This is a genomic window from Pseudomonas sichuanensis, assembly GCF_003231305.1.
GTDB lineage: Bacteria > Pseudomonadota > Gammaproteobacteria > Pseudomonadales > Pseudomonadaceae > Aquipseudomonas > Aquipseudomonas sichuanensis.
Window position 1 is genome coordinate 1 of the sequence record NZ_QKVM01000014.1, and the last position, 24846, is coordinate 24846.

The 24846-nt window shown below is 61.6% G+C and carries 21 protein-coding genes, 1 tRNA gene and 1 pseudogene; 15 read left to right on the plus strand and 8 right to left on the minus strand.

Annotated features, from left to right (window positions below):
- Nucleotides 1-18 precede the first annotated feature (18 nt).
- The 8 genes and pseudogenes from DM373_RS29195 to DM373_RS09515 form a co-directional block, all read left to right on the plus strand.
- Nucleotides 19-273, plus strand: a pseudogene (locus DM373_RS29195) (hypothetical protein); the annotation flags it as partial.
- Nucleotides 274-434: 161 nt separating this feature from the next.
- Nucleotides 435-950: a hypothetical protein gene (locus DM373_RS09485; protein ID WP_110993315.1), complete on the plus strand. Its 516-nt coding sequence runs from the start codon at nucleotides 435-437 to the stop codon at nucleotides 948-950.
- Nucleotides 951-1343: 393 nt separating this feature from the next.
- Nucleotides 1344-1664, plus strand: coding sequence for a hypothetical protein (locus DM373_RS09495; RefSeq protein WP_110993316.1), 321 nt, complete (start codon nucleotides 1344-1346; stop codon nucleotides 1662-1664).
- Between the two features lie 51 nt (nucleotides 1665-1715).
- Entirely contained in the window at nucleotides 1716-2024 is a 309-nt protein-coding gene (locus DM373_RS28705; protein WP_157966832.1) for a hypothetical protein, read from the plus strand.
- 327 nt (nucleotides 2025-2351) lie between these two features.
- Nucleotides 2352-2834 carry a hypothetical protein gene (locus DM373_RS09500; protein ID WP_110993317.1) on the plus strand — a complete coding sequence of 161 codons (483 nt, stop codon included), beginning with the start codon at nucleotides 2352-2354 and terminating at the stop codon, nucleotides 2832-2834.
- 173 nt (nucleotides 2835-3007) lie between these two features.
- Nucleotides 3008-3331, plus strand: coding sequence for a hypothetical protein (locus tag DM373_RS09505; protein ID WP_110993318.1), 324 nt, complete (start codon nucleotides 3008-3010; stop codon nucleotides 3329-3331).
- Nucleotides 3332-3482: 151 nt separating this feature from the next.
- Entirely contained in the window at nucleotides 3483-4202 is a 720-nt protein-coding gene (locus tag DM373_RS09510) for an SMI1/KNR4 family protein (protein ID WP_244215054.1), read from the plus strand.
- A 123-nt stretch (nucleotides 4203-4325) separates the two neighbouring features.
- Nucleotides 4326-4589, plus strand: a complete 264-nt coding sequence (locus tag DM373_RS09515) for a PAAR domain-containing protein (RefSeq protein ID WP_011531938.1) — start codon at nucleotides 4326-4328, stop codon at nucleotides 4587-4589.
- Between the two features lie 198 nt (nucleotides 4590-4787).
- On the opposite strand, the gene DM373_RS09520 is transcribed toward DM373_RS09515, so the two are convergent.
- From DM373_RS09520 to DM373_RS09545, 6 genes are all read right to left on the minus strand, one after another.
- A complete protein-coding gene (locus DM373_RS09520; RefSeq protein ID WP_110993319.1) occupies nucleotides 4788-6173 on the minus strand; it encodes a TolC family outer membrane protein in 1386 nt (461 codons plus the stop codon).
- Complete coding sequence (locus tag DM373_RS09525) at nucleotides 6173-8260, minus strand: peptidase domain-containing ABC transporter (RefSeq protein ID WP_110993320.1); 2088 nt, start codon at nucleotides 8258-8260, stop codon at nucleotides 6173-6175. Before DM373_RS09525 ends, DM373_RS09520 begins: the two co-directional genes overlap by 1 nt.
- A 37-nt stretch (nucleotides 8261-8297) precedes the next feature.
- Entirely contained in the window at nucleotides 8298-9455 is a 1158-nt protein-coding gene (locus tag DM373_RS09530; RefSeq protein WP_110993321.1) for a JmjC domain-containing protein, read from the minus strand.
- 1025 nt (nucleotides 9456-10480) lie between these two features.
- Entirely contained in the window at nucleotides 10481-10792 is a 312-nt protein-coding gene (locus DM373_RS09535) for a hypothetical protein (RefSeq protein ID WP_110993322.1), read from the minus strand.
- A gap of 143 nt (nucleotides 10793-10935) precedes the next feature.
- Entirely contained in the window at nucleotides 10936-11139 is a 204-nt protein-coding gene (locus DM373_RS09540) for a LuxR C-terminal-related transcriptional regulator (RefSeq protein ID WP_110993323.1), read from the minus strand.
- Nucleotides 11140-11182: 43 nt separating this feature from the next.
- Nucleotides 11183-12475, minus strand: coding sequence for an HlyD family secretion protein (locus DM373_RS09545; RefSeq protein ID WP_110993324.1), 1293 nt, complete (start codon nucleotides 12473-12475; stop codon nucleotides 11183-11185).
- A gap of 291 nt (nucleotides 12476-12766) precedes the next feature.
- On the opposite strand from DM373_RS09545, the gene fdnG reads away from it, so the two are divergent.
- The 7 genes from fdnG to DM373_RS09585 all read left to right on the plus strand — a co-directional run bounded on the left by fdnG (nucleotide 12767) and on the right by DM373_RS09585 (nucleotide 21950).
- Entirely contained in the window at nucleotides 12767-15835 is a 3069-nt protein-coding gene (gene fdnG / locus DM373_RS09555; protein ID WP_157966833.1) for a formate dehydrogenase-N subunit alpha, read from the plus strand.
- On the plus strand, nucleotides 15835-16785 hold the full coding sequence (gene fdxH, locus DM373_RS09560) for a formate dehydrogenase subunit beta (RefSeq protein ID WP_110993327.1): 951 nt from the start codon (nucleotides 15835-15837) through the stop codon (nucleotides 16783-16785). The genes fdnG and fdxH overlap by 1 nt, the downstream gene beginning before the upstream one ends.
- Entirely contained in the window at nucleotides 16782-17438 is a 657-nt protein-coding gene (locus DM373_RS09565; protein WP_110993328.1) for a formate dehydrogenase subunit gamma, read from the plus strand. The genes fdxH and DM373_RS09565 overlap by 4 nt, the downstream gene beginning before the upstream one ends.
- 4 nt (nucleotides 17439-17442) lie before the next feature.
- Nucleotides 17443-18363, plus strand: a complete 921-nt coding sequence (gene fdhE, locus DM373_RS09570; RefSeq protein ID WP_110993329.1) for a formate dehydrogenase accessory protein FdhE — start codon at nucleotides 17443-17445, stop codon at nucleotides 18361-18363.
- Nucleotides 18364-18498: 135 nt separating this feature from the next.
- Entirely contained in the window at nucleotides 18499-19926 is a 1428-nt protein-coding gene (gene selA, locus DM373_RS09575) for an L-seryl-tRNA(Sec) selenium transferase (RefSeq protein ID WP_110993330.1), read from the plus strand.
- Entirely contained in the window at nucleotides 19923-21845 is a 1923-nt protein-coding gene (gene selB, locus DM373_RS09580) for a selenocysteine-specific translation elongation factor (protein ID WP_110993331.1), read from the plus strand. The genes selA and selB overlap by 4 nt, the downstream gene beginning before the upstream one ends.
- Nucleotides 21846-21854: 9 nt before the next feature.
- Nucleotides 21855-21950 (plus strand) — tRNA-Sec (locus DM373_RS09585).
- A 145-nt stretch (nucleotides 21951-22095) separates the two neighbouring features.
- Here the strand turns inward: DM373_RS09585 and DM373_RS09590 are convergent.
- Nucleotides 22096-23085: an asparaginase gene (locus tag DM373_RS09590; RefSeq protein WP_110993332.1), complete on the minus strand. Its 990-nt coding sequence runs from the start codon at nucleotides 23083-23085 to the stop codon at nucleotides 22096-22098.
- A gap of 149 nt (nucleotides 23086-23234) precedes the next feature.
- Nucleotides 23235-24677 (minus strand): alanine/glycine:cation symporter family protein, encoded by a 1443-nt coding sequence (locus DM373_RS09595; RefSeq protein ID WP_110993333.1) that lies wholly within the window; start codon nucleotides 24675-24677, stop codon nucleotides 23235-23237.
- Between the last annotated feature and the right edge of the window lie 169 nt (nucleotides 24678-24846).

Sequence of the window (24846 nt, forward strand, 5' to 3'; positions counted from 1 at the left end):
AGACGTTTGCAGGAGTAGTTGCTGGGTAGCCATGACGGCAATGTCACCTTGCTCAAGCGTCAATATCAGTACGACGCCGTGGGTCAACTGCCCGATATCCACGATACCCGCCGTGGTCACTTGGCCTATCAGTACGACCCGGTTGGCCGCCCGCTGCAAACCACCAGCAGCCTCGGTGCCGAGAACTATGCCTTCGATCCGGCAGGCAATCTTCTGGACGAGAAAACTCAGGAGTTCAATAGCCCGCTGGAGAGCGATCCACGCCGTAACAAGCATGATGGACATGTGGAGGCCAGCATTATCAAAAGGTACGCAGAGAAAAATAATATTTTGGTGCAGGAAATTGCGGCCAGCACGCCAATATGCGTGAACTGCGAGGAAACAATCATGGGGTATGGCGCCAAGCCTGTGTCGCCGTTGAGGCGGAGGAGAGCATGAGTGATGATGAGCGAGTTGGGCTTTATGTTGTATTGAAATCACTTGGTCGCCTTACAGTGCTGTTGGAGGGTAAAGGTATCGTAATTCCGGCCGTATTTACTGGTTTGCTCGATCAGGCATGGAGGTGGCTTGCGGAAGGCAAAAAAGTCACTCTTAAAGGGGTAGAGAAAACCATGCGAAGCACGGTTGTTGAGGAGCAAAATGCTAAAGCCGAGAGCATTCTCCTAAATATGTACTTGTACGCTCTGTCAGATCTTGCTCAGTATTTCAAGGAGGGTGGATTTGAGAGCTTGGAGTGTGTGGAGGCGGCTGTTATTGATTTTTATGACTTCTACGTGGCTCAGATGCATTTGGAGAACATTGGTGGTGCAGGGGCGGTAGTGTTCAGCGCTGCTCAAGAAACGGCGGTGAAGGAGGATCCGGTATTTGCTGGTGAACTATCAATGTTAAGTGCTGATCGTGCGTTTGCCAAAAAACAAATTGATTGGTCAGGTGTTGAATCGACTCGTTGAGGCATTGCTTTTCGCTGGGGGAATAAGTTATGGATGGCATTTAAAACAATTAACTTCCTACGTCTTGGCTCGATCATTGAGTGCAGGTCCAAGGCCCTGGCCGGCAGCGACCTGCAACTGGCGAAAAGTGGCCAGGCCGCGCATGTTAGGAGGGGGATTCGTGCGAAGGGCAATAATAGAGTGTATCTGGAGCCTGCCAGTAAAAAGCCGTTGTCAAAAATTGAGGTGCAGAAAAATATCAGTTCAAGGGAAATAAAGTTCGGGATTATATAGAGACTGATGTTGAACATAGTAGACTGGAGTGGGTGGGCAATCCCCGTCGTCATATAAAGAGTTGACGGTCAAAGGTGATCTTGAACTGAAAAGTCATACGCTGGTGCAAAGGAAGTGATTATGAGAATTGAGAATGAAGAAATCTCCCTGAGCAGAAAAGATGTGGACGCCATATTGAGGGAGATAGAGTTCATTTTGGTATCGCTTGGAAGATTGAATCGGCACTATGAAAGTGAGTCAGTCGCGGATCTCGCGGAATGTGAAGATTACTATGCTGCGATCACGAAATTTTTTGATTGCGAGCGGGTGACTGACAGGCTGGCAAAAATGAGAATGATAATTTCTTCAAGGTTCGATGATACGCTAGGCGATGATGATATGGATGATCTGGAGAGGGTGTTGGATAAAATTGAGCTTTGGGAACGGCCGGGGGATGCATAGCTTCGGTGGTTCAGAGTGGATTAAAATTTAACTCGGTGGGGAGGGTAGTAGTTGCGTGAAGAACAAGATGTAACAGTCTCTGGTGAAGAGGCTGTAGATATTCTTTGGGAGTTGGAGTATCTCCTGATTTCGTTAAGGGATATCGGGCTGCATTACTATATGCGTGAAGAAGTTGCCGCGAATGATGAAAGGGACTATCGCGTGGAAACTGCAAGGTTTATATGCGACTCTCAAATGATTTCTAGGCTGGAGAAGATTAAACGTAAGCTTTCGGATAGGTTTGAGGCGTGCTGTGGTCGAGAGGAGTTGGATGTGCTCCGTAAAAAGCTTAAAAGGAAACGTTTTTGGAAAGCGGAGTGATTTCTAAAAATGAAAGGGGACAGATTTGTTTTTTATTCTAATTTCTGTCGACTTGGGGCCAAGGGATCACAGAGCTCAGGAAGTTCCGGCTGGGAAATTTTCCTTGATTCGATTGGTTTTCCAATGGGCAGAACTGGCGGGCAATATTCGGTTCGTGGGCGAGCCTGCGCGAGTCGCTGGTAAATAGATCGAACGAAAGAAGCAGGCTAGACAGAAGTTAGGTTTGAGAAAATAAATCTGTTTCCTTTTTTAAATTATCTGAGGCGAGGCGCCGGGCAGGTCTCAAATAGTAGGCCGAAGAAAAGATAGGGAACTCATGTGGATGGCATGAAAGAGCTACAAGACAGATGGGTGGCCGGCCAGATAATAGGGCTGGATGTTTTGTATTGCGGGGCTGTCGCTGTTAAAAATATAGACATTGACTCTATTGAAAATGATAGGCTTGCGCACGCTTTTGGCAAAGAGTATAGAATCTCATATGAAGGTGAGATCGAGCTTGATGAGATGCTTGGCGATGATGATATTTGGTCAGAAGTACAGGTGTACAATAAGCTATTGCTGGAAGATGGGCGGGTAATTTTTTGCGGTGAGGGCGAAATGGGCAATGAGGGGTTTATTGCGCGAACGGATAAAGACAATAATATAGAGTGGTTTTTGTTCTCGATGACATCTAATCCGTTTGTGGATATAAAGCGGCAGGGTGACTTGATTTACATTCAGTCTACGCACAGATTTTGTATTGCCCTGAGCTTGCTGAGTGATGAGGTGTTTATTGTCAATGAGGAAATCTCCACGCTTGGTGCGGTTTGAATAACCTCTATGAGGGATGGGGGCGGAGCTTGAGGGGTTGATATCCTGCCCCTGCTCCTACCCGAGGCCTCATTCCAAGAGCTTGAGGCAATCTAGGCATGCTTAGTCGTAATTAGTAAGACGATCCGTAATCCCACAGACCTGCCTACCGTCCGAAAAAGGCCGCATGGATCATGAGCTACGAATACAGTCTTGTTTTTGATGACCCTGCTGCGTTACAGCGAGTTATCGAAAGGCTTCGCACCAGTCAAGCGCATGCGGGAGAGGCTGAAGGAGTTGTGTGTCTCAAAGATCAGAAACAGTCAACATTAGCTGCTTATGATGTGCGATTGACCAGGCTTGACTCACTTTCTGCGTGGTTGGAGGTCAATTTTAGGTCGCTGGAGTTGTATGAGCTCTTTAGTACTTCATTGGCAGGGGCAAATGTGAGGTGCTTTGAAGATGGCGACCTTGATGACGAGGTGACTCTGAGAGAGGCGTTCAGGATTAAAAATTGAACCTTTTAGCAGAGCTAAAGAAGGAAAAGCTCGCTGCCGTTAGTCGCGCTGTACGGTCCCTCGCATTTCCAAAGAGAAGGTCCGATAGCTAGTTCTCGAGGAGTCCCCACAAACCGAGGTGCATTTGTTGGGCCATGGCTCGCGAGCGACCTTGTCTGATGGATGGCAGGCTTACACGGATGCAGACGCTGATGCATCACAACGAAGGAAAGTTGAATTGACGGACACTCAGATAACTCGCCTGGAAAAACTGTTGTCGATCGCAGGTGAGCCCCTGGCCCTGCCCGACACGCTCGATGCACGTAGTCGCGCCCTGGCGGGCCCGCGGGCCGATGAGCTGGAAAGCCTGCTCTTACGGTGCAATGGCTTCTACGCCTTTGAAAGCGCGTTGCATGTGTTCGCCACAGGGGCCGCCGCGCCGGGCGGCGAATCCAGCCTGCAGCAGTGGAATGCCCCAGAATTGTGGCGCTTCGAATTTCCTGAACTGGAAGAAGCGCCGGTGTTGTTCTTCGCCGAGGACGTATTCGGTGTGCAGTTCTGTCTGCGCCAGGGCCAGGTGTACACATTCGACCCGGAAACAGGCGGGTTCGAATACCTGGCTAATGACCTGGAGGGTTGGGCAGCGGCAGTTCTGGCCGATTACAAGGTGCTGACCGGTTGGCCCCTGGCGAACGCCTGGCAAGCGCTGCACGGCCCCCTGGCCCAGGGCCAGCGATTGCTGCCACTCACTGGGTTTGCCTTCGGTGGTTCGTTCTCGGTGGATAACCTGCGCGCAGGCAATGCCATCGAGGGCATGCGCTACCGGGGTTGCATCGCACGGCAGATGGCAGGAGTGGCCGATGGCTCGGTGGTAAAACTCTCAGTGTCCTGACGGGTTGCCCCTGTCACCCTCAGCACATCAATCGCAGTGATGCCCTATAGCCTCTGATCTGCCACGCCATGTTAGGCTTTGCCACCGGCATCGACGCCACCTTACTGACACGGAGTTCCCCCCATGAAAGACATCATCCGCCTCGGCGATTCCACCACCCACGGTGGCAAGGTGCTCGGCTCCTTCGGCAACACCAACGTCAACGGCAAGCCCATCGCCGGTGTCGGGCACATGGTCAGTTGCCCGCTGTGCAAGGGCGTGTTCCCCATCGTCGAAGGCAGCGCCACCTACAACGTCGACGGCACCCCGGTCGCCCTCGATGGGCACAAGACCGCCTGCGGCGCGGCGCTGATCGCCAGCGGCCCGAAAAGCGGTGTCGCCAGCTGAAATTGGCCTGCGGGGACAACACATACCCAGTGGGCAACCGTCTTCTTGTACAGGCCGGGCTGGCCGATACCAGGCTCCGCGTCGCCGGCATCGCGGGGCAAGTCCGCTCCCACGCCATGCAGACTGCTCGAAATGCAGTTCCATACACGACAAGGAAGCCTGATTGATGGATGGGTATCTCGAGGTTGCGGTGACCCTCTAGTTCACCGCGTAACCTGTGGGAGCGGGTTTACCCGCGAAAGCGTCGGGCGCTTCACCTTCGTTTTCACGGGCAAGCGTTGAGCCAAGCAGCCGGTTGACCTCATGCAGGTCGCTTTCCATCAGGCCGCCCACGGCTGCCTTCAAGCGCAGCTGGGCCTGCAGGGTGTCGTAGCGCGCTCGGGACAGTTGTTGCACGATGTCGGTGAAACGCCCCTGGGCCTCCAGCACGTCGATGCTCACGCGCACCCCCACCCGGTATCCAAGCCGGTTGGCCTCCAACGCCGACCTGGCCGAGATTCTCGCCGCCTCCAGCGCCTGCACCTGGGCCCTGCCATCGAGTACACCCAGCCAGGCTTCGCGCACCTGCAACTGCGCGGTGCGCTTGGCTTCCTCGTACTGGGCCTCGCCTTGAGCACTCAATGCCTGGGCCTGGCGCACCGCCGAGCTGGGGCGCCCACCCGCGTACAGCGGCAGGCTCAGGCGCAGGCTGACACTGGTAAGGTCGCTGCGCGCGGCGCCGATGTTCGGCTGCTGCTGCACCCCTTGGCTTGCCACCAGGTCGAGCGTAGGCAGGTGCTCGGCCTTTCGGCTGCGTACTTCGTTCTGTGCGATGGCCAGGCGCAAGGCTTGCGTCTGGACCTCGTAGGCGTCTTGCTGCGCCGCAGCCAACCAGGCGCCGATATCGGCGGGGTGCGGTGGGGCCAGGCTCACGCCCTCGCGCAGGCCCTGCAGGGGGCCAGGGGTTCGGCCGATGATCCGCGCCAGTACGTGGCGGGCCAGTTCGACTTGGCTGGCGGCCTTGATCGATGCAGCCAGGGCCGCGTCGGCGCTGGCTTGTGCCTCGTGCACGTCGGCAATGCTGACGTTGCCCAACTCGAAATGCTTGCGGGCGCTGGCCAGTTGCTGGGTATCGGCGGCATGCTGCTGGCGCAGGGCATCCACGCTTGCCTCCGCGTTCAGGATCGCGAAGTAGGCTTCGGCCACGCGCAGCAACAGCGCCTGGCGGGCTTCGTGGTAACGGCTGATGGCCAGGGCGGTCTGTTGGCTGCCCTGCTGGTATTGGACCCAGTTCTGCCAACGGAACAGCGGTTGCACCAGTTGGATGCTGTAGGTCCGGCTCTGGCGGCGATATGTCATCGCCTCGTTGTCGAGCTGGTACTGGGTGCGGTTCCAGGCGTTCTGCGCCTGCAGGGACAGCTCGGGCAGCAGGCCGGCGCGAGCTTGTGCCTCGGCTTCCAGCCCTGCCTGGTGTTCGGCCTGGGCCGCCGACCATTGCTGGTCGTTGAGCAGGGCGTCCTGGTAAATGCTGAGCAGGTCGTCGGCCTGGGTGGGCAGCACCAGGTAGCCCAGGGCCAAGGCGAGCAGGCGTGTAGCAAAGGGCATCAGGCAGGCTCCGGCAGGGCTGCGCGCCGCCAGTCTTCGACGATCGCTCCTTTCTCAAGGCGCACCACGCGGCTGGCCAGGGCAATGGTTTCCTGGCGATGGGCGATGCTGACGCGGGTCATGCGCATTTGCTGCATGGCTTTTGCCACGCATTGCTCACTGTGCAGGTCCAGATGGCTGGTGGCTTCGTCCAGGGCCAGGATCTTCGGTTGCTTGTACAGCGCCCGAGCCAGCAGCAAGCGTTGTCGCTGGCCGCCGGACAGGCCGCTGCCCATCTCCGCCACCAGGGTCTGGTAGCCCATGGGCATCTGGCTGATCGTGTCGTGGATATGGGCATGCCGCGCCGCCGTTTCGATCCCGCCCTGATCGGCGTGAGGATCGAAGCAGGCGATGTTCTCGGCGAGGGAGCCGGCCAACAGATGGTCATCCTGCATCACCGCGCCCACCAGGCCGCGCAGCCCCTCGACCCCTAGTTGGCGCACAGGGATGTCACCGATCCGTATTTCGCCTTCGGTGGGTTGCAGCAGGCCGAGCATCAGTTTGAACAGCGTGGACTTGCCGCAGCCCGATGCGCCGACGATCGCCAGCGAGTCGCCGGCAGCAATGGTCAGGGACAGTTTACGCAGGATCCACGGCTCCCCTTCGGCATAGCGGAAGGAAACATCCCGGAACTCCAGGCAGGGCTCGATGCGCTGCATATCGGTTTCCAGCTGCGTCATCGGCTCGGTGGGTTCCAGAGCGATATCCGCCAGGCGCTCGGCATGCAACGACAGCATCCTGATCTCGACCCCCAGGTCGATCAATTTGCTGGCGCGCCCGGTGAACTGGCTCTTGTAGGCCAGGAAGGCGAGCAACATGCCCAGCGACAGCCCGCCCTCCAGCACCGCCAGGCCGCCGATATACAACAGCAACATGCCTTCAATGCCGAAGATCAGGGTATTGAGGCTGGCGAATGCCAACAGCATCTTCTGGGTGGCGACGTCGCGATTCTGTACATCGGCCAGCAGGTTCTGCCAGGTGGCCAGGCGCGCCGAGGTCATGTTGAACAGCTTCAGTGGCATGACCGTGCGGATGGTTTCGAGGAAGTACGAGTTCTCCCGGGCGGCCAGCACGATTCGCTTTTCCGAGGCATTGCGCAAGGGGTGGTAGAACGCCAGGCGCAGGGCCGCGTACAGCAGCACCGCCACCCCGACGATGCCGGTCAGTGTGGTGCTGTACAGCAGCATCATGCCCAAGGTAATGAAGGTGACCAGGGCATCCAGCACCACGGTGACGGCGCCATTGGTGAAGACCGCGCGAATGGCCGCCAGCGACTGGAAACGTGCGGTGATGTCCCCCAGCTGGCGTTTTTCGAAGAACGGCCAGGGCAGGCGCAATAAGTGGCTGAAGAGGTTGCCTGACCATTGCAGCGCCAGTTGCTGGTTGAGGCGCAGGTTCATCCAGCCCCGGGCCATGCGCAGGGCGAAGTCGACCAGCAGCAACAGGCAGCCCCCCATCACGGCCAGCAGCAGCAATTGGCGGTCGGCGGAAACCAGGGCGCCGTCGACCACCCACTGCGTGACTTGGGGAGAGAGCAGGGCCACCACTTCCAGCGCCAGTGCCAGCACCAGGATGTTGCCCAGCGCACGCTTGAGCCCCTGCACCCGGCCGGTCAACGCCCTCAGCCGCAGGCGCGGGTTGTGCTGGGCGGGCACGAACTCGGCGTTGGGCGAAAGCTCCAGGGCCACCCCGGTGAAGTGCCGGGAGGCTTCTTCCAGCGTGATCACCTGGCGGCCCCGGGCGGGGTCGAGAATCACCAGGCGGCCGGCCTTGATCGTATCCAGCACCACGAAGTGGTTCAGGTTCCAGTGCAGGATGCAGGGGGTACGTAACTGGCGGATTTCCTCGAGTTCAAGGCGCAATGGCCGGCAAGTGAACGCCAGCTGCTGAGCGTGGCGGATCAGTTGCGCCAGGCTGGTGCCTTTACTTGAAACGGCAAAGCGCCGGCGCAGGGTCGCCAGGTCCAGATGCAGGCCATGGGCGGCGGCGATCATCACCAGACAGGCCAGGCCGCACTCCTGGCTTTCGGCCTGCAGGATCACGCGCATGGTCTGAATATCCCGACCGGAGATGGCAGCCCGCTGCTCATGGGCGGCTCAACTCCAGGATGTCCTGGCAGCACAGGTCGTGAATCAGGGTTCGAAGTTTGCTGGGGGGCATATCGGCCAGGACAGCGATCAGTTGGCCCAGGCGGACTCCCGGCTGGTCATCGATGCAGCGCACCACGCGCAACGCCGATTCATCCAGGGTGATTCGAGAACCATTGGCGATCAGGCGACCCTGAGCGATCGACGCGGTGCGGTTGGCGGCAAGTCGTAACTGGGCATCATCTGGTAAAGGTGCCATGGCGGGGTTGCCGAAGAGATCCATGGCCAGTGGCGTATCGATACGTTGGGCCGCGTCAAAAGCCTCCATGAACTGTTGGTAGTGATCAGGATCGATGAGGCGTTCGGTCAGATGTGCGGCGAGTGACGACAGGTTGTCGCGGTCGTGCTTGAAGCTGCTCATCGACTGGCGCGCTGCCAGTAGCTCCGGGAGCTTTTGCGTTGTCCAGTGCAGGTAGTCCAGGGTGTTGGCTGGGAAGGTGCCGACGGAGAGATGGAAGGTTTCTTCCTCGAAGGGCAGCGGGTTGTGCCACCAGCCTCGCGGCAGGTAAAGGATGTCGCCTGGCTCGAGGACAAGATCCATGCAGGGCTCGGTTGGGCAGGGATAGTCATGCTCCAGGTCTTTGCTCTGCTGCATGAACAACGGCTCGGCGAAACTTGGCGGGTAGATGAGCCAGCGTTTGCGACCGATCAACTGGATGGCGAATATGTCCCGGGTGTCCCAGTGGGTCTGGAAGGATGCCTGGCGGCCGAAGGCGGCATACACGCTGCTGACGGTTTGTCGGCCTGTGAAGTGCGCCACCTGGCGAGCCAGGGCGTGGATCTTGGGTTCGTTGACGAGCTTGTTGGCGATCAGGGTTGCGCCATTCTTGAGACGCTCATAGACCGCCGACTTGATCAGTCGGTGCCTGACCATGCCGACGTCATAGAAGGTTTCGATGTACTCCTGCTTGGGGATCAGGCCGTTGTGGAGGATCTTGAAGTCGTCTGTATCAATAGACGCTCGCTCGATGATCTCATTGGCGTCGGGCCAGGAGAAAGATAGCGGTGTGCTAATGGCGTTATTGATTACAAGTGGCGATTTACCTTGGTGAAGGCGAGTGAAATCGTGCTTCGTGATTTTGAAGTCAATGATCATGGTTGTCGGTATGAAAGATATCTTGAGGCCGGTGTTTGGAGTGTTAATTATGTGTGGGTGGTGTGTGGTCTAGCTTTCCAGGCACAGGTGATTTATCAACTGATGCGACCATCTGTTGGAGAGGTAGGCTGATAGGATGGTTGAAGGGAATACTAATAGAAAAATATCGAGCGACTTTGATGTTCGCCAGCCGGATATCAAAAGCAGCGCCTTGATGATTAGTGCGCCGGCCAGCATTAAGAGTGATGAGGAGAAAAACTGTACGGCGCCAACACAAGTCATATTTGGTTTCTCTGGGTAAGGATGGATTTTATATTCGTCAGGGGCGTCACTCAACGGTTGTAGTTGGTTTCGGAAGTATCCAGTCCACGGCTTATCACTTCACCAATCATTCCCCAATAAAAACTAATTTCCCCGACCGTTATGAAAGCTGTGGCATTGGAATAGACTCCAGTAGGTTCGCCAATGATTAGATTGGACGGATTGCCCGGGAGAGAATGTATTTCTGTTTTGTGAGGTGGAAGTTATTTAAAGTTTCTGCAGTTGGTTTGTCAGTCCGAGTAGGGAGCCTAAAGATTGTGAATAGGTGCTTGTGATGTGGGCAGCAATTATGGCGGGCGCTCCGGTGAGCAATGAAAATTCTAGAGGTTCTGGAATTTTTGGTTTAAAAAGTAGAAGAAGTATTTTTATTAGGATGCAACTGATCAGTGCTACGCCTACTGTAAGGCTGAGCCTGATTGCTTCAAGGGGCTCCATGTCTATCACTCGATTATGCCTAAGGCGATGGCCAGTGTGCGTGACAATTTATCGGCGATGTGGAGCGCTGTTAATGTGGAAAAGGTGATGGCGAACGGAAAATATAATGGGTCTGATATATTTCTCTTAAGATAAAAAAGTATGTACTTTATTGCAAGTGTGATTATCAGGCTTGCGCCTATGGTGAGTGCAAATTTTAATGCACCTAAGGCATCCATGTTTTAATTGTCCATAGCTGATGGCGCGCATTGGAAGTGTGGTTTTAACGGCTATCGGTTGTAGTTGGTCCCGGCGGCATTCATCCAATTACTCATCATTCCGCCTGCCATACCGCCATAAAAACTGGCCTGTGTGCCTGCGATAGCTCCGGCTGCAACGGCTTGCGCACCCGCAGGGCCTGCCACGAAGCCGCTTATGGCACCTGCCGCCACAGTCGTTGCGAAACCATTCATTGAGCCTTCACCTGACATGCTTTGGTACCCGATGTAGCCGGCCCCGGCGGCGGCTGCACCGACAACAGCTCCGGAAACACCGTACCCGCCTGCGATCAGCTCGAGTTCTTCGATTAGTAAATCCTTCATGGCGTGTCTCCTGAAATATGGGCTAGTAGGTAGTTGTTTACCTTCGGTTGAATCGCTTGGTGTCAATCTAATTTGCGCCAAAAGCTTTATGTTTGGCTTTCGGAGCGGGTTGGGCTGTAATGCTGCACTCGTTTGATGCGCCTTCATATCCGACAGGTGTCGTGGTGGCCTGATAAATGCGCTGCCATCAATGTCGAGCGAGAGCGCGTGCAGTGTTTCCGAAGCAGCGATGACACATGGTCGCGTACCGTGTAATCGCTAATATGTAAATCAATCGCGATCTGCTTGTTAGTCTTGCCGAGCAACAGCAGCCGCAGTACCTCTGACTCGCGTGGCGTCAAGTTCATCGTTTCCCCGTAGTAGGTTGGGTATCGCCCTTGTTGAAAATGCTCAATCCCGCAATCGCCCCGTTACCGAATACAAAGGCTCCAACGCCCATTCATACAGCCGCCTTCGGTCCTGGACGACATCCGCCTCCAGCAACATGCCTGCTTGTAATGGCTGCTCATGCCCATAGACCCTGATGCTGTTCGCGTCGAGCGCCACCGTGACCCCATAGAACAGTTCAGATGGCCCGCCCTGGCCTTGCAGCGACGAGGCGATATGGGACGGCAGCTCCTGAACGGCATAGGGGCTCTGAGTGATACTCACCACTCGGCCCCGAGCCATGCCGAACTTCTGGTACGGATAGGCGGCATAGCGCATCAACACTGGCTGCCCTGGCTCGATGAAACCGGCCTGACGGGACGCTGCATACAAGTGGGCGTTCAAGTCCGATCCCTCTGGCAGCAAGCTGGCGAGCACCGTACCCGCGCTGACTTGCTGGCCGACTTGCACGTTCAAGCCGGTCACCGTCCCGGCATGGGGCGCCACGATCCTTGTTTCGCTACGTGCCCCGTTTTCCGCCTGCTCTTGTTTGATCTGAGCCATGGCCCCGTCCACGTCGCTCGTCTCGTCGCGATGGCGCAAACCTGCTTCCTGCTGCTGGGCCAGTAGCCCAGTGCGTTCACGCTCCAGGCCGGCACGTGCGCGTTGGGTAGCCTGCAGTTGGCCTTGCAGGGCCAGCAACTCGCTCTCGGCGGTTTGCAATTGGGCAGCGGCAATGAACCCGGCCGCTGCCAGTTGCTGTTGGCGTGCAAAGTGGGCATGCGCCAGTTCCACCCGGCGTTTCAGGAGGCGGTGTTCTTCGCTGAACTGACGAAGCTCGCCGGCGATGGTGGTGAGGCGGCTGTCGAGCATCCGCTGTTGCCCCGACAAGCGTTCATCCGCCAGGGCCTGGCGCCTCTCGAGTATTGCCTGGCGCTTTTGCAACTGCTCGGCAATCAATGCCTGCGTGTCACCCAGGCCTGATTGACGTTCACCCGAGATCACTACCAGCACATCACCTTTGTCGACGCGCTGCCCCTCTGCGGCCAGCACCTCGCTGAGGATTCCGGTGCCGGGCGCGCTCAGGCGCAACATGCCCTGCTCGGGCATCAACAGGCCGTGCAAGGTGGCTTTGCGTGTGTAGCTGCCGAAATAGCCGAACGCCGAGATCATGGCGATCAGAAGACCGGCCAGCAGGGCTATCAACCAATAGCTCAGGGGCTGATCGACGAGGACCTTGCCGAGTTGTTGTGCCCGCGATGCGCAAACGGCTTCGGGTCGATACAGGGGCTGGGTGGGTAATGGCGCAGAGGGCATTGGCTGGCGAAATCTTGGGCGTGTGGGGTTGGCAGAAGGAAGGTAGCGGCTCCACCTGCGAGTCGATACCCGTCCAGCACGCCCTGGCAGGTAGGAATGCTCCTGCTGATCCGTGGCCCCCAAGAGAGTCCGGCATGAGCCCGGCACTCACTCCAATCATGACCCAGGTCATCCCCCTTCCCGAATTCTTGACTAGTCTTAACCGTTGGCGGCCTCTGTGTGCCGCCACCGTGAAGTCCCTGAGGCGCCGGCCATGTCCCGCGCGCCCGAGAACCTGATCAGGAGTGCACGATGGACCTCAACCGTCGGCAATTCTTCAAGGTCGCCGCCGTCGGCCTTGGAGGCTCGAGCCTTGCGGCGTTGGGCATGGCCCCAACCCCCGCATTCGCCGAGCAGATACGCCACTTCAAGCTGGCGCACACCAAAGAAACCCGCAACACCTGCCCCTACTGCTCGGTCGGCTGCGGCCTGATCATGTACAGCCAGGGCGATGCGGGCAAAAACGTCAAACAAAGCATCATCCACATCGAGGGCGACGCGGACCACCCGGTCAACCGCGGCACCCTGTGCCCGAAAGGCGCGGGCCTGCTGGACTTTATCCACAGCCCGAGCCGCCTCAAGTACCCCGAGATCCGCAAGCCGGGCAGCAAGGAATGGACCCGCATCGAGTGGGACGAAGCCCTCGACCGCATCGCCGACCTGATGAAAAAGGACCGCGATGCCAACTTCATCGAGAAGAACGCCCAGGGCCAGACGGTCAACCGTTGGCTCACCACGGGCTTCCTTGCTGCGTCCGCCGCTTCCAGCGAAGCGGGCTACCTGACGCACAAGGTGATCCGTTCGACCGGCATGCTGGGGTTCGATAACCAGGCGCGTGTCTGACACGGCCCGACGGTGGCAAGTCTTGCCCCGACGTACGGCCGTGGCGCGATGACCAATCACTGGTCTGACATCGCCAACGCAAACCTGGTCCTGGTGATGGGCGGCAACGCCGCTGAAGCGCACCCGTGTGGCTTCAAGTGGGTGACCGAAGCCAAGGCGCACAACAAGGCGCGGCTGATCGTGGTCGACCCGCGGTTCACCCGTACCGCTTCGGTAGCCGATTACTACGCGCCGATTCGCACCGGCAGCGACATCGCTTTCATGGGCGGGCTGATCAACTACCTGCTGAGCAACGACAAGATCCAGCACGAGTACGTGCGCAACTACACCGACGTGTCGTTCATCGTCAAAGAAAGCTATGGCTTCGAGGACGGGCTGTTCAGCGGCTACGACGCGGCCAAGCGCGTGTACGCCGACAAGTCCGGCTGGGGCTACGAGCTGGGCGAGGACGGCTTTGCCAAGGTCGACCCGACCCTGCAGCACCCGCGTTGCGTCTACCAGCTGATGAAGCAGCACTACAGCCGCTACACGCCGGAGCTGGCGAGCATGACCTGCGGCATGCCCCAGGACCAGATGATGAAAGTCTGGGAAGAGATCGCCACCTGCTCGGTGCCGGGCAAGACCATGACGATCCTCTACGCCCTGGGCTGGACCCAGCACTCCATCGGCGCGCAGATCATCCGCAGTGCGGCCATGGTGCAGTTGCTGCTGGGCAACGTCGGCATGCCGGGTGGCGGGGTCAACGCCCTGCGCGGGCACTCCAACATCCAGGGCCTGACCGACCTGGGCCTGCTGTCGAACTCGCTGCCGGGTTACCTCACCCTGGCCGGCGACGCCGAGCAGGACTACGCCAGCTACATCGACAAGCGCGCCTCCAAACCGCTGCGCCCCGGGCAGCTGTCGTACTGGCAGAACTACGGCAAGTTCCATGTCAGCCTGATGAAGGCCTGGTACGGCGCCAACGCCACCGCCGACAACAACTGGGGCTACGACTGGTTGCCCAAGCTCGACGTGCCGGCCTACGACGTGCTGCGCATGTTCGAGATGATGGGCCAGGGCAAGGTCAACGGCTACATGTGCCAGGGCTTCAACCCGATTGCCGCGCTGCCGGACAAGAACCGCGTCACCGCCGCGCTGGCCAAGCTCAAGTGGCTGGTGATCATGGACCCGCTGGCCACCGAAACCTCCGAGTTCTGGCGCAACGCCGGCCCGTTCAACGACGTCGACACGGCCAACATCCAGACCGAAGTGATCCGCCTGCCCACCACCTGCTTCGCCGAAGAAGACGGCTCGCTGGTCAACAGCAGCCGCTGGCTGCAATGGCACTGGAAGGGCGCCGACGGCCCGGGTGAAACCCGCACCGACGTGCACATCATGAGCGAACTGTTCCTGCGCCTGCGCAAGCGTTACCAGGCCGAGGGCGGCGCTTACCCCGACGCGATGCTCAACATCAGCTGGCCCTACAAGGTCCCTGAGGAGCCATCCCCCGAGGAGCTGGCCAAGGAGATGAACGGCTGGGCGGTCAGCGACCTCACCGACGCCAGCGGCGCCACGCTCAAGGCCGGGCAACAGCTCGCCGGCTTCGCCCAGATGAAGGACGACGGCAGCACCGCCTCCGGGTGCTGGATCTTCGCCGGCAGCTGGACCGAGCAGGGCAACCAGATGGCCCGCCGCGACAACAGCGACCCGTACGGCATGCACCAGGTGCAGAACTGGGCCTGGGCCTGGCCGGCCAACCGCCGCATCCTCTACAACCGCGCCTCCAGCGACCCGCAAGGCAAGCCGTGGGACCCGGAGAAAAAACGCCTGGTGTGGTGGAACGGCAAGGCCTGGACCGGCACCGACGTGCCGGACTTCAAGGTCGACTCGCCACCGGAAGCGGGGATGAACCCGTTCATCATGAACCCCGAGGGCGTGGCCCGGTTCTTCGCCATCGACAAGATGGCCGAAGGGCCGTTCCCCGAGCACTACGAGCCGTTCGAGACGCCGATCGGGATCAACCCGCTGCACCCGCAGAACAAGAAGGCCACCAGCAACCCGGCCGGGCGCATCTTCGATTCGGTGTGGGACACCCTCGGCACCCACGACGAGTTCCCTTATGCGGCGACCACCTACCGGCTGACCGAGCACTTCCACTTCTGGAGCAAGCATTGCCGGCTCAACGCCATCGCCCAGCCCGAGCAGTTCGTCGAAATCGGCGAGGTGCTGGCCAACGAGAAAGGCATCAAGGCCGGCGACCGGGTGCGGGTGTCGAGCAAGCGCGGGCATATCGACGCGGTAGCGGTGGTGACCAAGCGGATCCGCCCGCTGCAGGTCAACAACCAGACCGTGCACCAGATCGGCATCCCGCTGCACTGGGGCTTCACCGGCAGCACGCGGCACGGCTACCTGACCAACACCCTGGTGCCGTTCCTCGGTGATGGCAACACCCAGACGCCCGAGTCCAAGTCGTTCCTCGTCAAAGTGGAGAAACTCTGATGGCCAGCCAAGACATCATTGCCCGCTCCGCCACCACCACCGTGCCGCCCTCGGTACGCCAGCAGCAGGAAGTCGCCAAGCTGATCGACACCACCAAGTGCATCGGCTGCAAGGCCTGCCAGGTGGCGTGCTCGGAGTGGAACGAACTGCGTGACGAGGTGGGCCACAACCACGGCACCTACGACAACCCCCAGGACCTGTCTGCCGAAACCTGGACCCTGATGCGCTTCACCGAGCACGAGCGCGACGATGGCAACCTGGAGTGGCTGATCCGCAAGGATGGCTGCATGCACTGCGCCGACCCCGGTTGCCTGAAGGCCTGCCCGAGCCCGGGGGCGATCATCAAGCATGCCAACGGCATCGTCGACTTCAACCAGGACCACTGCATCGGCTGCGGCTACTGCATCACCGGCTGCCCGTTCAACATCCCGCGCATCTCGCAGAAGGACCACAAGGCGTACAAGTGCACCCTGTGTTCCGACCGCGTCAGCGTGGGCCTGGAGCCGGCCTGCGTGAAGACCTGCCCCACCGGGGCGATCGTCTTCGGCAGCAAGGAAGAGATGAAGGTGCATGCCGACGAGCGCATCGTCGATCTGAAGTCGCGCGGCTACGAGAACGCCGGGTTGTACGACCCGGATGGCGTCGGCGGCACCCACGTGATGTATGTGCTGCACCATGCCGACACGCCACGGATCTACGCCGGCCTGCCGGACCAGCCGGTGATCAGCCCGCTGGTGGGGCTGTGGAAGGGCTTCACCAAGCCACTGGCGCTGCTGGCCATGGGCGCGGCGGTATTGGCCGGGTTCTTCCACTACGTGCGCGTCGGGCCGCAGCGGGTCGAGGAGGACGAACACCCGGCGCCTGTGGATAACACGGTCCATCAGGTGGACCCGGCGGTGCATGTCTATGATCCGAACCGCCCCGGCGGGCAGGGGGAGCAGCGGCCATGAACGACGACAAACCGATCCTGCGCTACAACGCCAACGAACGCAGCAACCACTGGGTGGTGGCGATCCTGTTCGTGCTGGCCGGCCTGTCGGGGCTGGCGCTGTTCCACCCGGCGCTGTTCTGGCTCAGCCACCTGTTCGGCGGCGGGCCGTGGACGCGGATCCTGCACCCGTTCATCGGCGTGGCGATGTTCGTGTTCTTCCTCGGCTTGGTTTTCCGCTTCTGGCGCGCCAACTTCATCACCGCCAATGATCGCCTGTGGCTGCGCCGCGTCGACCGGGTGATGCTCAACCAGGAAGAGGGCGTACCGCCGGTGGGCAAGTACAACGCCGGGCAGAAGCTGCTGTTCTGGACCCTGCTGGCCTGCATGCTGGTGCTGTTGATCAGCGGCGTGGTGATCTGGCGGGCGTACTTCAGCCACTGGTTCGGCATCGACGTCATACGTCTGTCGGCCCTGCTGCATGCCCTGGCGGCGCTCGTGCTGATCCTCAGCATCATCGTGCATATCTATGCCGGGATCTGGATCAAGGGCTCGATCGGCGCCATGCTGCATGGCTGGGTCAGCCGCGCCTGGGCACGCAAGCATCATGAACTCTGGTACCGCGATGTGACCGGCGACAAGACGCCGGGCAATCACGGCCGTAAGGAAGGATGACCGTTTGAGCACGATTCTCGAACCCGGGCAGATCGAAGCGTCGGCAGTGATGCCGCCGTTTCTGCACCTGCCCCCCGCCAACCTGTTCGAACTGCGGGCCGCGCGGTTGCAGTACCTGGCCGAGGGCAACGCCCTGGGTGAGTACCTGCAATGGGTTGCGCAGCTTTGTCGGATCCAGCAGCTGCTTGTGGATAACCCGCCCGGCGCCTTGCCGGTGGCGGCAGAGCGTCAGCGCCTGTGCATAAGCCATGGTTTGCCGCCGCTGGCGGCGGACAGCCTGGTGCGCGAAGGGCCGTGGTTGCCGTGGTTGCAGGCGCTGCTCGAGCATTTCAAGGTCGACGCCGAGGGCCCCTTGGCCGATGCGTTGCAAACCCTGCGCGATGCTGACGACAGCCAGCGCAAAGGCTGGGGCATCGCCTTGCTGGGTGGCCAGTACGATGCGCTGCCGGCGGCGCTGGTGCCCTTCATCGGCGCCGCGTTGCAGGCGGCCTGGTCGAGCTGGTTGCTGGCGCTGCCCGAACCCGAGCTCAAGCCCGCTGGCAGCCTGGCGCAATGCCCGGCCTGCGGCTCGCCGGCCATGGCCGGTGTGGTGCGCAACCGCGGCAAGCACAACGGCCTGCGCTACCTGGCCTGCTCGCTGTGTGCCTGCGAATGGCATGTGGTGCGGGTCAAGTGCGTGTATTGCGAGTCGAGCAAGGACTTGCGCTACAGCCACTTCGAAGATGACCGCTACGCCGCCGGCAAGGCGCCGCTGCGCGCCGAATGTTGCCCGGGGTGCGAGAGCTACCTCAAGCAGTGTTACCTGGAGAACGACGCCGCCGCCGAGCCGCTGGCCGACGACCTGGCGAGCCTGGCGCTGGACATACGCCTGGACGAGGAGGGCTTCCATCGCCTGGCGCCGAACCTGCTGCTGGCGCCGGGGTAGTGTCTACACTGCAATCGAGTTGAACCGGATCGCGGGGCAAGCCCGCCCCCACGCAATGGATGAGATCGGCGTGGGAGCGGGCTTGCCCCGCGATTGCGCCCGACCAGACAACGGATCAGTCATAGGTAGTACCGCATGTCTTCAAGCCCCGCCAGCGCCACCCCACGCCTGCCCTCCATCGACACCCTGCTGCGCCACCCAGCCTGCGCCCCGCTGATCGACCGCCACGGCCGCGACGCCACGCTGGCCACCCTGCGCCATCTGCTCGACGACCTGCGCGAGCCAGCTCGTCTCGGCCAACTGAATGCCGCCGAACTGACCGCCGAAGTCCTCCTGGGCCGCACCGGCGAACGCCTGGCCATCCAGCAACGCAGCCAGGTGCGCCGGGTGTTCAACCTCACCGGCACGGTCCTGCACACCAACCTGGGCCGGGCATTGCTGCCCGAAGAAGCCGTCGAGGCGATGCAGACCGCCGCCCGTTACCCGCTCAACCTGGAATTCGACCTGGCCACCGGCAAGCGCGGCGACCGCGACGACCTGATCGAAGGCCTGATCCGCGAGCTGACCGGCGCTGAAGCCGTCACCGTGGTCAACAACAACGCCGCCGCCGTGCTGTTGGCGCTCAACAGCCTGGGCGCGCGCAAGGAGGGCATCATCTCCCGCGGCGAGCTGATCGAGATCGGCGGCGCCTTCCGCATCCCCGACATCATGGCCCGCGCCGGCGTGAAGCTGCACGAGATCGGCACCACCAACCGCACCCATGCCCGCGACTATGAAGGCGCGATCAACCCGCGCACCGGGCTGCTGATGCGCGTGCACTGCAGCAACTACAGCATCCAGGGTTTCACCACCCAGGTGCCCACCGCCGAGCTGGCAAGCATTGCCCACCAACACCAGTTGCCGTTGCTCGAAGACCTGGGCAGCGGCAGCCTGCTCGACCTCACCCGCTGGGGCCTGCCGGCCGAACCGACGGTGCGCCAGGCCCTGGCCGACGGCGCCGATATCGTCACCTTCAGCGGCGACAAACTGCTCGGTGGCCCGCAGGCCGGGATCATCGTCGGGCGCAAGGACCTGATCGCGAAGATCAAGAAGAACCCGCTCAAGCGCGCCCTGCGCGTGGACAAGATCACCCTCGCCGCGCTGGAAGCGGTGCTGGCGCTGTACCGCAACCCCGACCGCCTGGCCGAACGGCTGCCCAGCTTGCGCCTGCTGACCCGCAGCCAGGCCGATATCCAGGCCCAGGCACTGCGCCTGGCTCCCGACCTCCGGGCCCACCTGGGTGAACAATGGGCGGTTACCGTGGAGCCGGCCCTGGGCATGATCGGCAGCGGCAGCCAGCCGGTGGCGCGCCTGCCCAGTGCCGCCCTGTGCCTGCGCCCGCAGGTGTCGAAGAAGCTGCGTGGCCGCAGCCTGCACGTGCTGGAGCGGGCCCTGCGCGATTTGCCGGTGCCGGTGCTCGGCCGCATCGACGACGATGCCCTGTGGCTCGACCTGCGTCAGCTCGACGACGAGGCCCAGTGGCTGGCGCAACTGCCGGCGCTGCAACTGGGGCCGGTACAGTGATCGTCGGCACCGCCGGGCATATCGACCATGGCAAGACCGCGCTGCTGCAAGCCCTGACCGGCCAGGCCGGCGACACCCGCCAGGAAGAGCGCGCGCGGGGCATGACCATCGACCTCGGCTACCGCTACGCGGCGCTGGCCGAGGGCGCGCCGCTGACCGGCTTCATCGATGTGCCCGGGCATGAGCGCTTTATCCACAACATGCTGGCCGGGGCCCACGGCATCGACCTGGTGCTGCTGGTAGTGGCCGCCGACGATGGCGTCATGCCGCAGACCCGCGAGCACCTGGCGATCATCGAGTTGCTGGGCATTGCGCAGGCGCTGGTGGCGATCAGCAAGTGCGACCGGGTCGAGCCGGCGCGGCTGCTCGAGGTGCAGGCGCAGGTTGCCGAGCTACTGGCGCCCGGGCCCTATGCGGGGGCGTTGCAGTTCCCGGTTTCGAGCTTGAGCGGCGAAGGGGTCGAGGCTTTGCGCAAGGCCTTGCTCGACGCTGAACGACAGGTTCATCGGCGCAGTGCGCGCGGGGGCTTTCGGCTGGCCGTGGACCGCGTCTTTGCCGTGTCCGGCGCGGGTATCGTGGTCACGGGGACGGCGTTGGCCGGGCAGGTCAGCACCGGTGACACCCTGCTGCTGGGCAAGGCCGGCAAACCGGTGCGCGTGCGCGGCTTGCACGCACAGAACCAGACGGCGCTGATGGCCGAAGCCGGGCAGCGGGTAGCGCTGAACATCACCGGCGAACGCCTGGCGATCGAGCAGGTGCATCGTGGCGATTGGTTGCTGCCTGAGTGGTTGCATGCGCCCAGTGTGCGGGTCGATATCGAACTGAACCTGCTGCCCACGGAAACCCGCACCTTCGAACATTTCAGTGCAGTGCACGTGCACCTCGGCACCCAGGATGTGACGGCCCGGGTGGCGCTGCTGGAAGGTGAAAAGCTGGGCGCCGGCGAGCGCATGTTCGCCCAGTTGCTGCTCAATGCCCCCTTGCAGGCGGTGCACGGCGATCGCCTGGTGCTGCGCGACCAGCGTGCCCAACGCACGCTGGGTGGCGGCCGGGTGCTCGACCCATTCGCCCCGAGCCGGCAACGCCGCAGTGAGGTGCGTTTGCGCCAGTTGCAGGTGCTGCGTGATGCCATCGAGCTGGAGCAGGCCTTGCCCGCGCTGCTCGAAACCGCCCCCGCAGGGCTCGACCCGCAGCGCCTGGAGCGCCAGTTCAACCGCCGGCGTGAAACCTGGCAGCTACCAGACCACGTAGTGGTGATCGCCACGCGCCAGGGCCAGCTGTTGTTCGCCCGTCAGCAATGGCAGGCACTCAAGCAACAGCTGCTGGCGCGCCTGGCGCAGTTCCACGAGCAGGAACCCGATCAGCTCGGCCCCGACCGTGACCGGCTGCGCCGCTTCTGCGCCATGCCGCTGGAGCGCCCGGCGTTCGTCAGCCTGCTCGATGAGCTGCTCGCTGACGGCGCGATAGACAGCAGTGGGCCCTGGCTGCACTTGCCGGATCACAAGGTTCAATTGAGCGAGGCCGATGCGGCCTTGTGGGCGCGTTTGCAGCCGTGCCTGCTGGCAGGCGAGTACGACCCACCCTGGGTCAGGACCCTGGCCGGGGAACTGCAACGCGAAGAGGCCGAAGTGCGGCTGTTGCTGCGCAAGTTGGCAAGGCTGGGTGTGGTGCACCAGGTGGTGCGTGACCTGTTCTACCCGCAGGAGACGCTAAGGCGCATGGCAGAGCTGCTGTTGCAGCTGGCGGCGGGATCGCCGATAGTACAGGTCGCCGCGTTTCGCGACAGGTTGGGCATCGGTCGCAAGCGCAGTGTGCAGATACTCGAATACTTCGACCGCATCGGCCTGACCCGCAGGGTCGCCGACCAGCGTCACATCCGTACCGACAGTGCCCTGGCCCAGCAGCAGGCCGAGCTCTGAACGATCCAAGGAAGGCAATCGCGCCCGGTGGCGCGGCCGGGCTTCAAACCCGGTTGGGGACGGCATCCGTTCCCGGGCAGGTTCGACTCCCGCTGCCTTCCGCCACTTTTCCAGCTGTACAAACGATCGCGGGGCAAGCCCGCTCCCACGCAGTTGGACTGCCCCCATCCAATCCTTGGGGCAGTCCACAGCCCTCAACAGGGCGTGGGAGCGGGCTTGCCCCGCGATGACGTACTGACGGCCTACGGGTTTACGCGCGCTCCCCGCACAGGTCCAGCGCAAACCAATGCTCGGCCGCATCGGCATCCAGCCCCGCCCCCAGCAGCGCAAACAACTTGCCCAACGCCGCCTCACGGGTCATGCCACCGCCACTCACCAGCCCGGTATCGCGCAGGCGGCTACCGGCGGCATAGGTATCGAACACCACCGAACCTTCCGGGCACTGGCTGATGGCGACGATCATCACGCCGCCCTGGCGGGCGTCATGCAGTACGTCGAGCAGCGCCTGGTCGTCGGACGGCCCGGTACCGCTGCCATAGCACTCCAGCACCAGCCCCTGGATACCGCTGCCGAGCAGGCCGCGCAGGTGCTCGGCGGCAAGGCCCGGGAACACCGGCAGCACCGCCAGGTTGACCGGTTGGCGTGGCTGGCGATAACCCAGCACCGCCGGGATCGCTGCGGCTCGCTCGCCCTCACGGTGGCGGGGCAGGGCAGTGAAGGCGTCGAACGCCTCGCTGCGCAGCTTCGACGCACGGCAGCCGTGCAGCAGCTGGCCGTGGAAGTACAGCTGCACGCCGTCTTCAAGGCCGCTTTCGAACAGGCGCAGGGCGCCGATCAGGTTGGCCCAGGCATCGCTGTCCGGCGCGCCGGCCGGCAGCATCGAGCCGGTCAGCAGCACCGGCACCGGCAGGCCCAGCAGCAGGAACGACAGGGCCGCGGCGCTGTAGGCCAGGGTGTCGGTGCCGTGCAGCACCAGCACGCCGTCGTGGCCCTGCTGCTCGACCGCCTCGACGATGGCATCGCGCATTGCCAGCCAGTTGGCCTGCTGCATGTTGGCGCTGTCGATCAGCGGGTTCAGTTCACGCAGGGTCCAGGGCAACTGGGGGGCATCGGCGCAAACGGCAAAGTGCTCGCGCATGCGTGCGTCGAAGCCGCCGGCTGGCGCCAGGCCTTCGGCGGACTGGAGCATGCCGATGGTGCCACCGGTGTAGAGGACGAGGAGATTCTTGACTGCACGCATTGGAACATTCCGTAGCGATGTCAGGCCCTGTCGCAGCGTATGCCCGAGGCAGCGCGATCCCCTGTGGGAGCCGGCTTGCCGGCGAGGGGCCCGAAGACGAAGAAAGAGTCAGCCGCCCACGAACGGGGCGGCTGGGGCAGGGGAGAATATCAGCGCTGGGTTTGCGCTTGGGCGGCGCGATTGTCAGCGGCTGTTTCAGCCTGCGGATTGGCCGGCCAGGCGGCACGGTCCAGGTCCAGGTCGGTGAACTTGCTCGAGTCGAACACCGGCTGCTTGATGCCAGCCTTGCGCTGCGCGTCGTAGTCGCGCATCACCCGCAGGCCGACCTTGAACAGCAGGGCCAGGGCCACCAGGTTGACGAAGGCCAGGCAGGTCATGGTGATGTCGGCGAAGGCGAACACGGTCGACAGGTCCTGCATCGAACCCCATACCACCAGCGCCAGCACCAGGCCGCGGAACGCCATCAGCACGGCGCGGTTGCGGGTCAGGAACTGCAGGCTGTTCTCGCCCAGGTAGTAGTTGTAGAGGATGCAGGTGAACACGAACAGCGACAATGCGACGCTGACGAACACGCGGCCCCAGTCACCCACCACGGCGGCCAGCGAGTTCTGGGTCAGGACGATGCCGTCACCTTCGAAGCCTGGGGTGTAGAAGCCCGACAGCAGGATCAGCAGCGCGGTGCAGGTGCAGATCACGAAGGTGTCGAGGAACACGCTGAAGGCCTGGACCACGCCCTGGGCGCCAGGGTGTTTCACCGCGGCCACGGCGGCGACGTTCGGCGCACTGCCCAGGCCCGCTTCGTTGGCGAACACGCCACGCTTCACGCCCATGACGATGGCGCTGCCCAGCAGGCCGCCGAACGCAGGGTCGAGGCCGAAGGCGCTCTTGAAGATGGTTTCCAGCATGGCCGGCACGTGTTCGATCTGGGTGCCGATCACGTACAGGGTCACACCGATGTAGGCCAGGGTCTTGATCGGTACCAGCAGGTCGGACACCGCGGCGATGCGCTTGATACCGCCGATGAAGGTGATCGCCAGCAGCACGGCCAGGACGATACCGGTCTGGCGTGGGTCGAAGGCAAAGGCGTTCTGCAGCGAGTGGGTCACGGTGTACGACTGCAGGCCGATGAAGGCGAAGCCGTAGGTGACCAGCAGCAGGATCGAGAACACGATCGCCATGCTCTTGCGCTTCAGGCCGTGCTGGATGTAGTACGCCGGGCCGCCGCGGTACAGGCCGTCGCCGTCGGCGCGCTTGTAGACCTGGGCCAGGGTGCATTCGAAGAAGCTGCTGGACATGCCCACCAGTGCGGTGACCCACATCCAGAACACGGCGCCTGGGCCGCCGAGGGTCACGGCGATACCGACACCGGCGATGTTACCGGCGCCGACACGGCCGGCCAGGCTCAGCATCAGGGCCTGGAACGAGCTCAGCTGGCCTGCCTGGCCACGCAGGGATTCCTTGAACACACCGAACATGTGGCCAAAGTGGCGGAACTGCACGAACCGCGAGCGGATGGTGAAGTAGCTGCCGAGACCGACGATCAGCACGATGAGGAGCTTCCCCGAGAGGAAATCGTTGAGTGCTTCGAGCATTTTTAAATGACCTCGATTCTTATTGTTCGTGTGGAAAATCTGCGGACGGCAGGCGCACCGCGATTGATTGGGGCGCAGGGTGGGTCATGACAACTGCGGTTACAATTTCGCGGGTTGCTCTGTTTTGGTGCGACTTGATGCTAGAATTGCATCACTCGCATCATCTGGA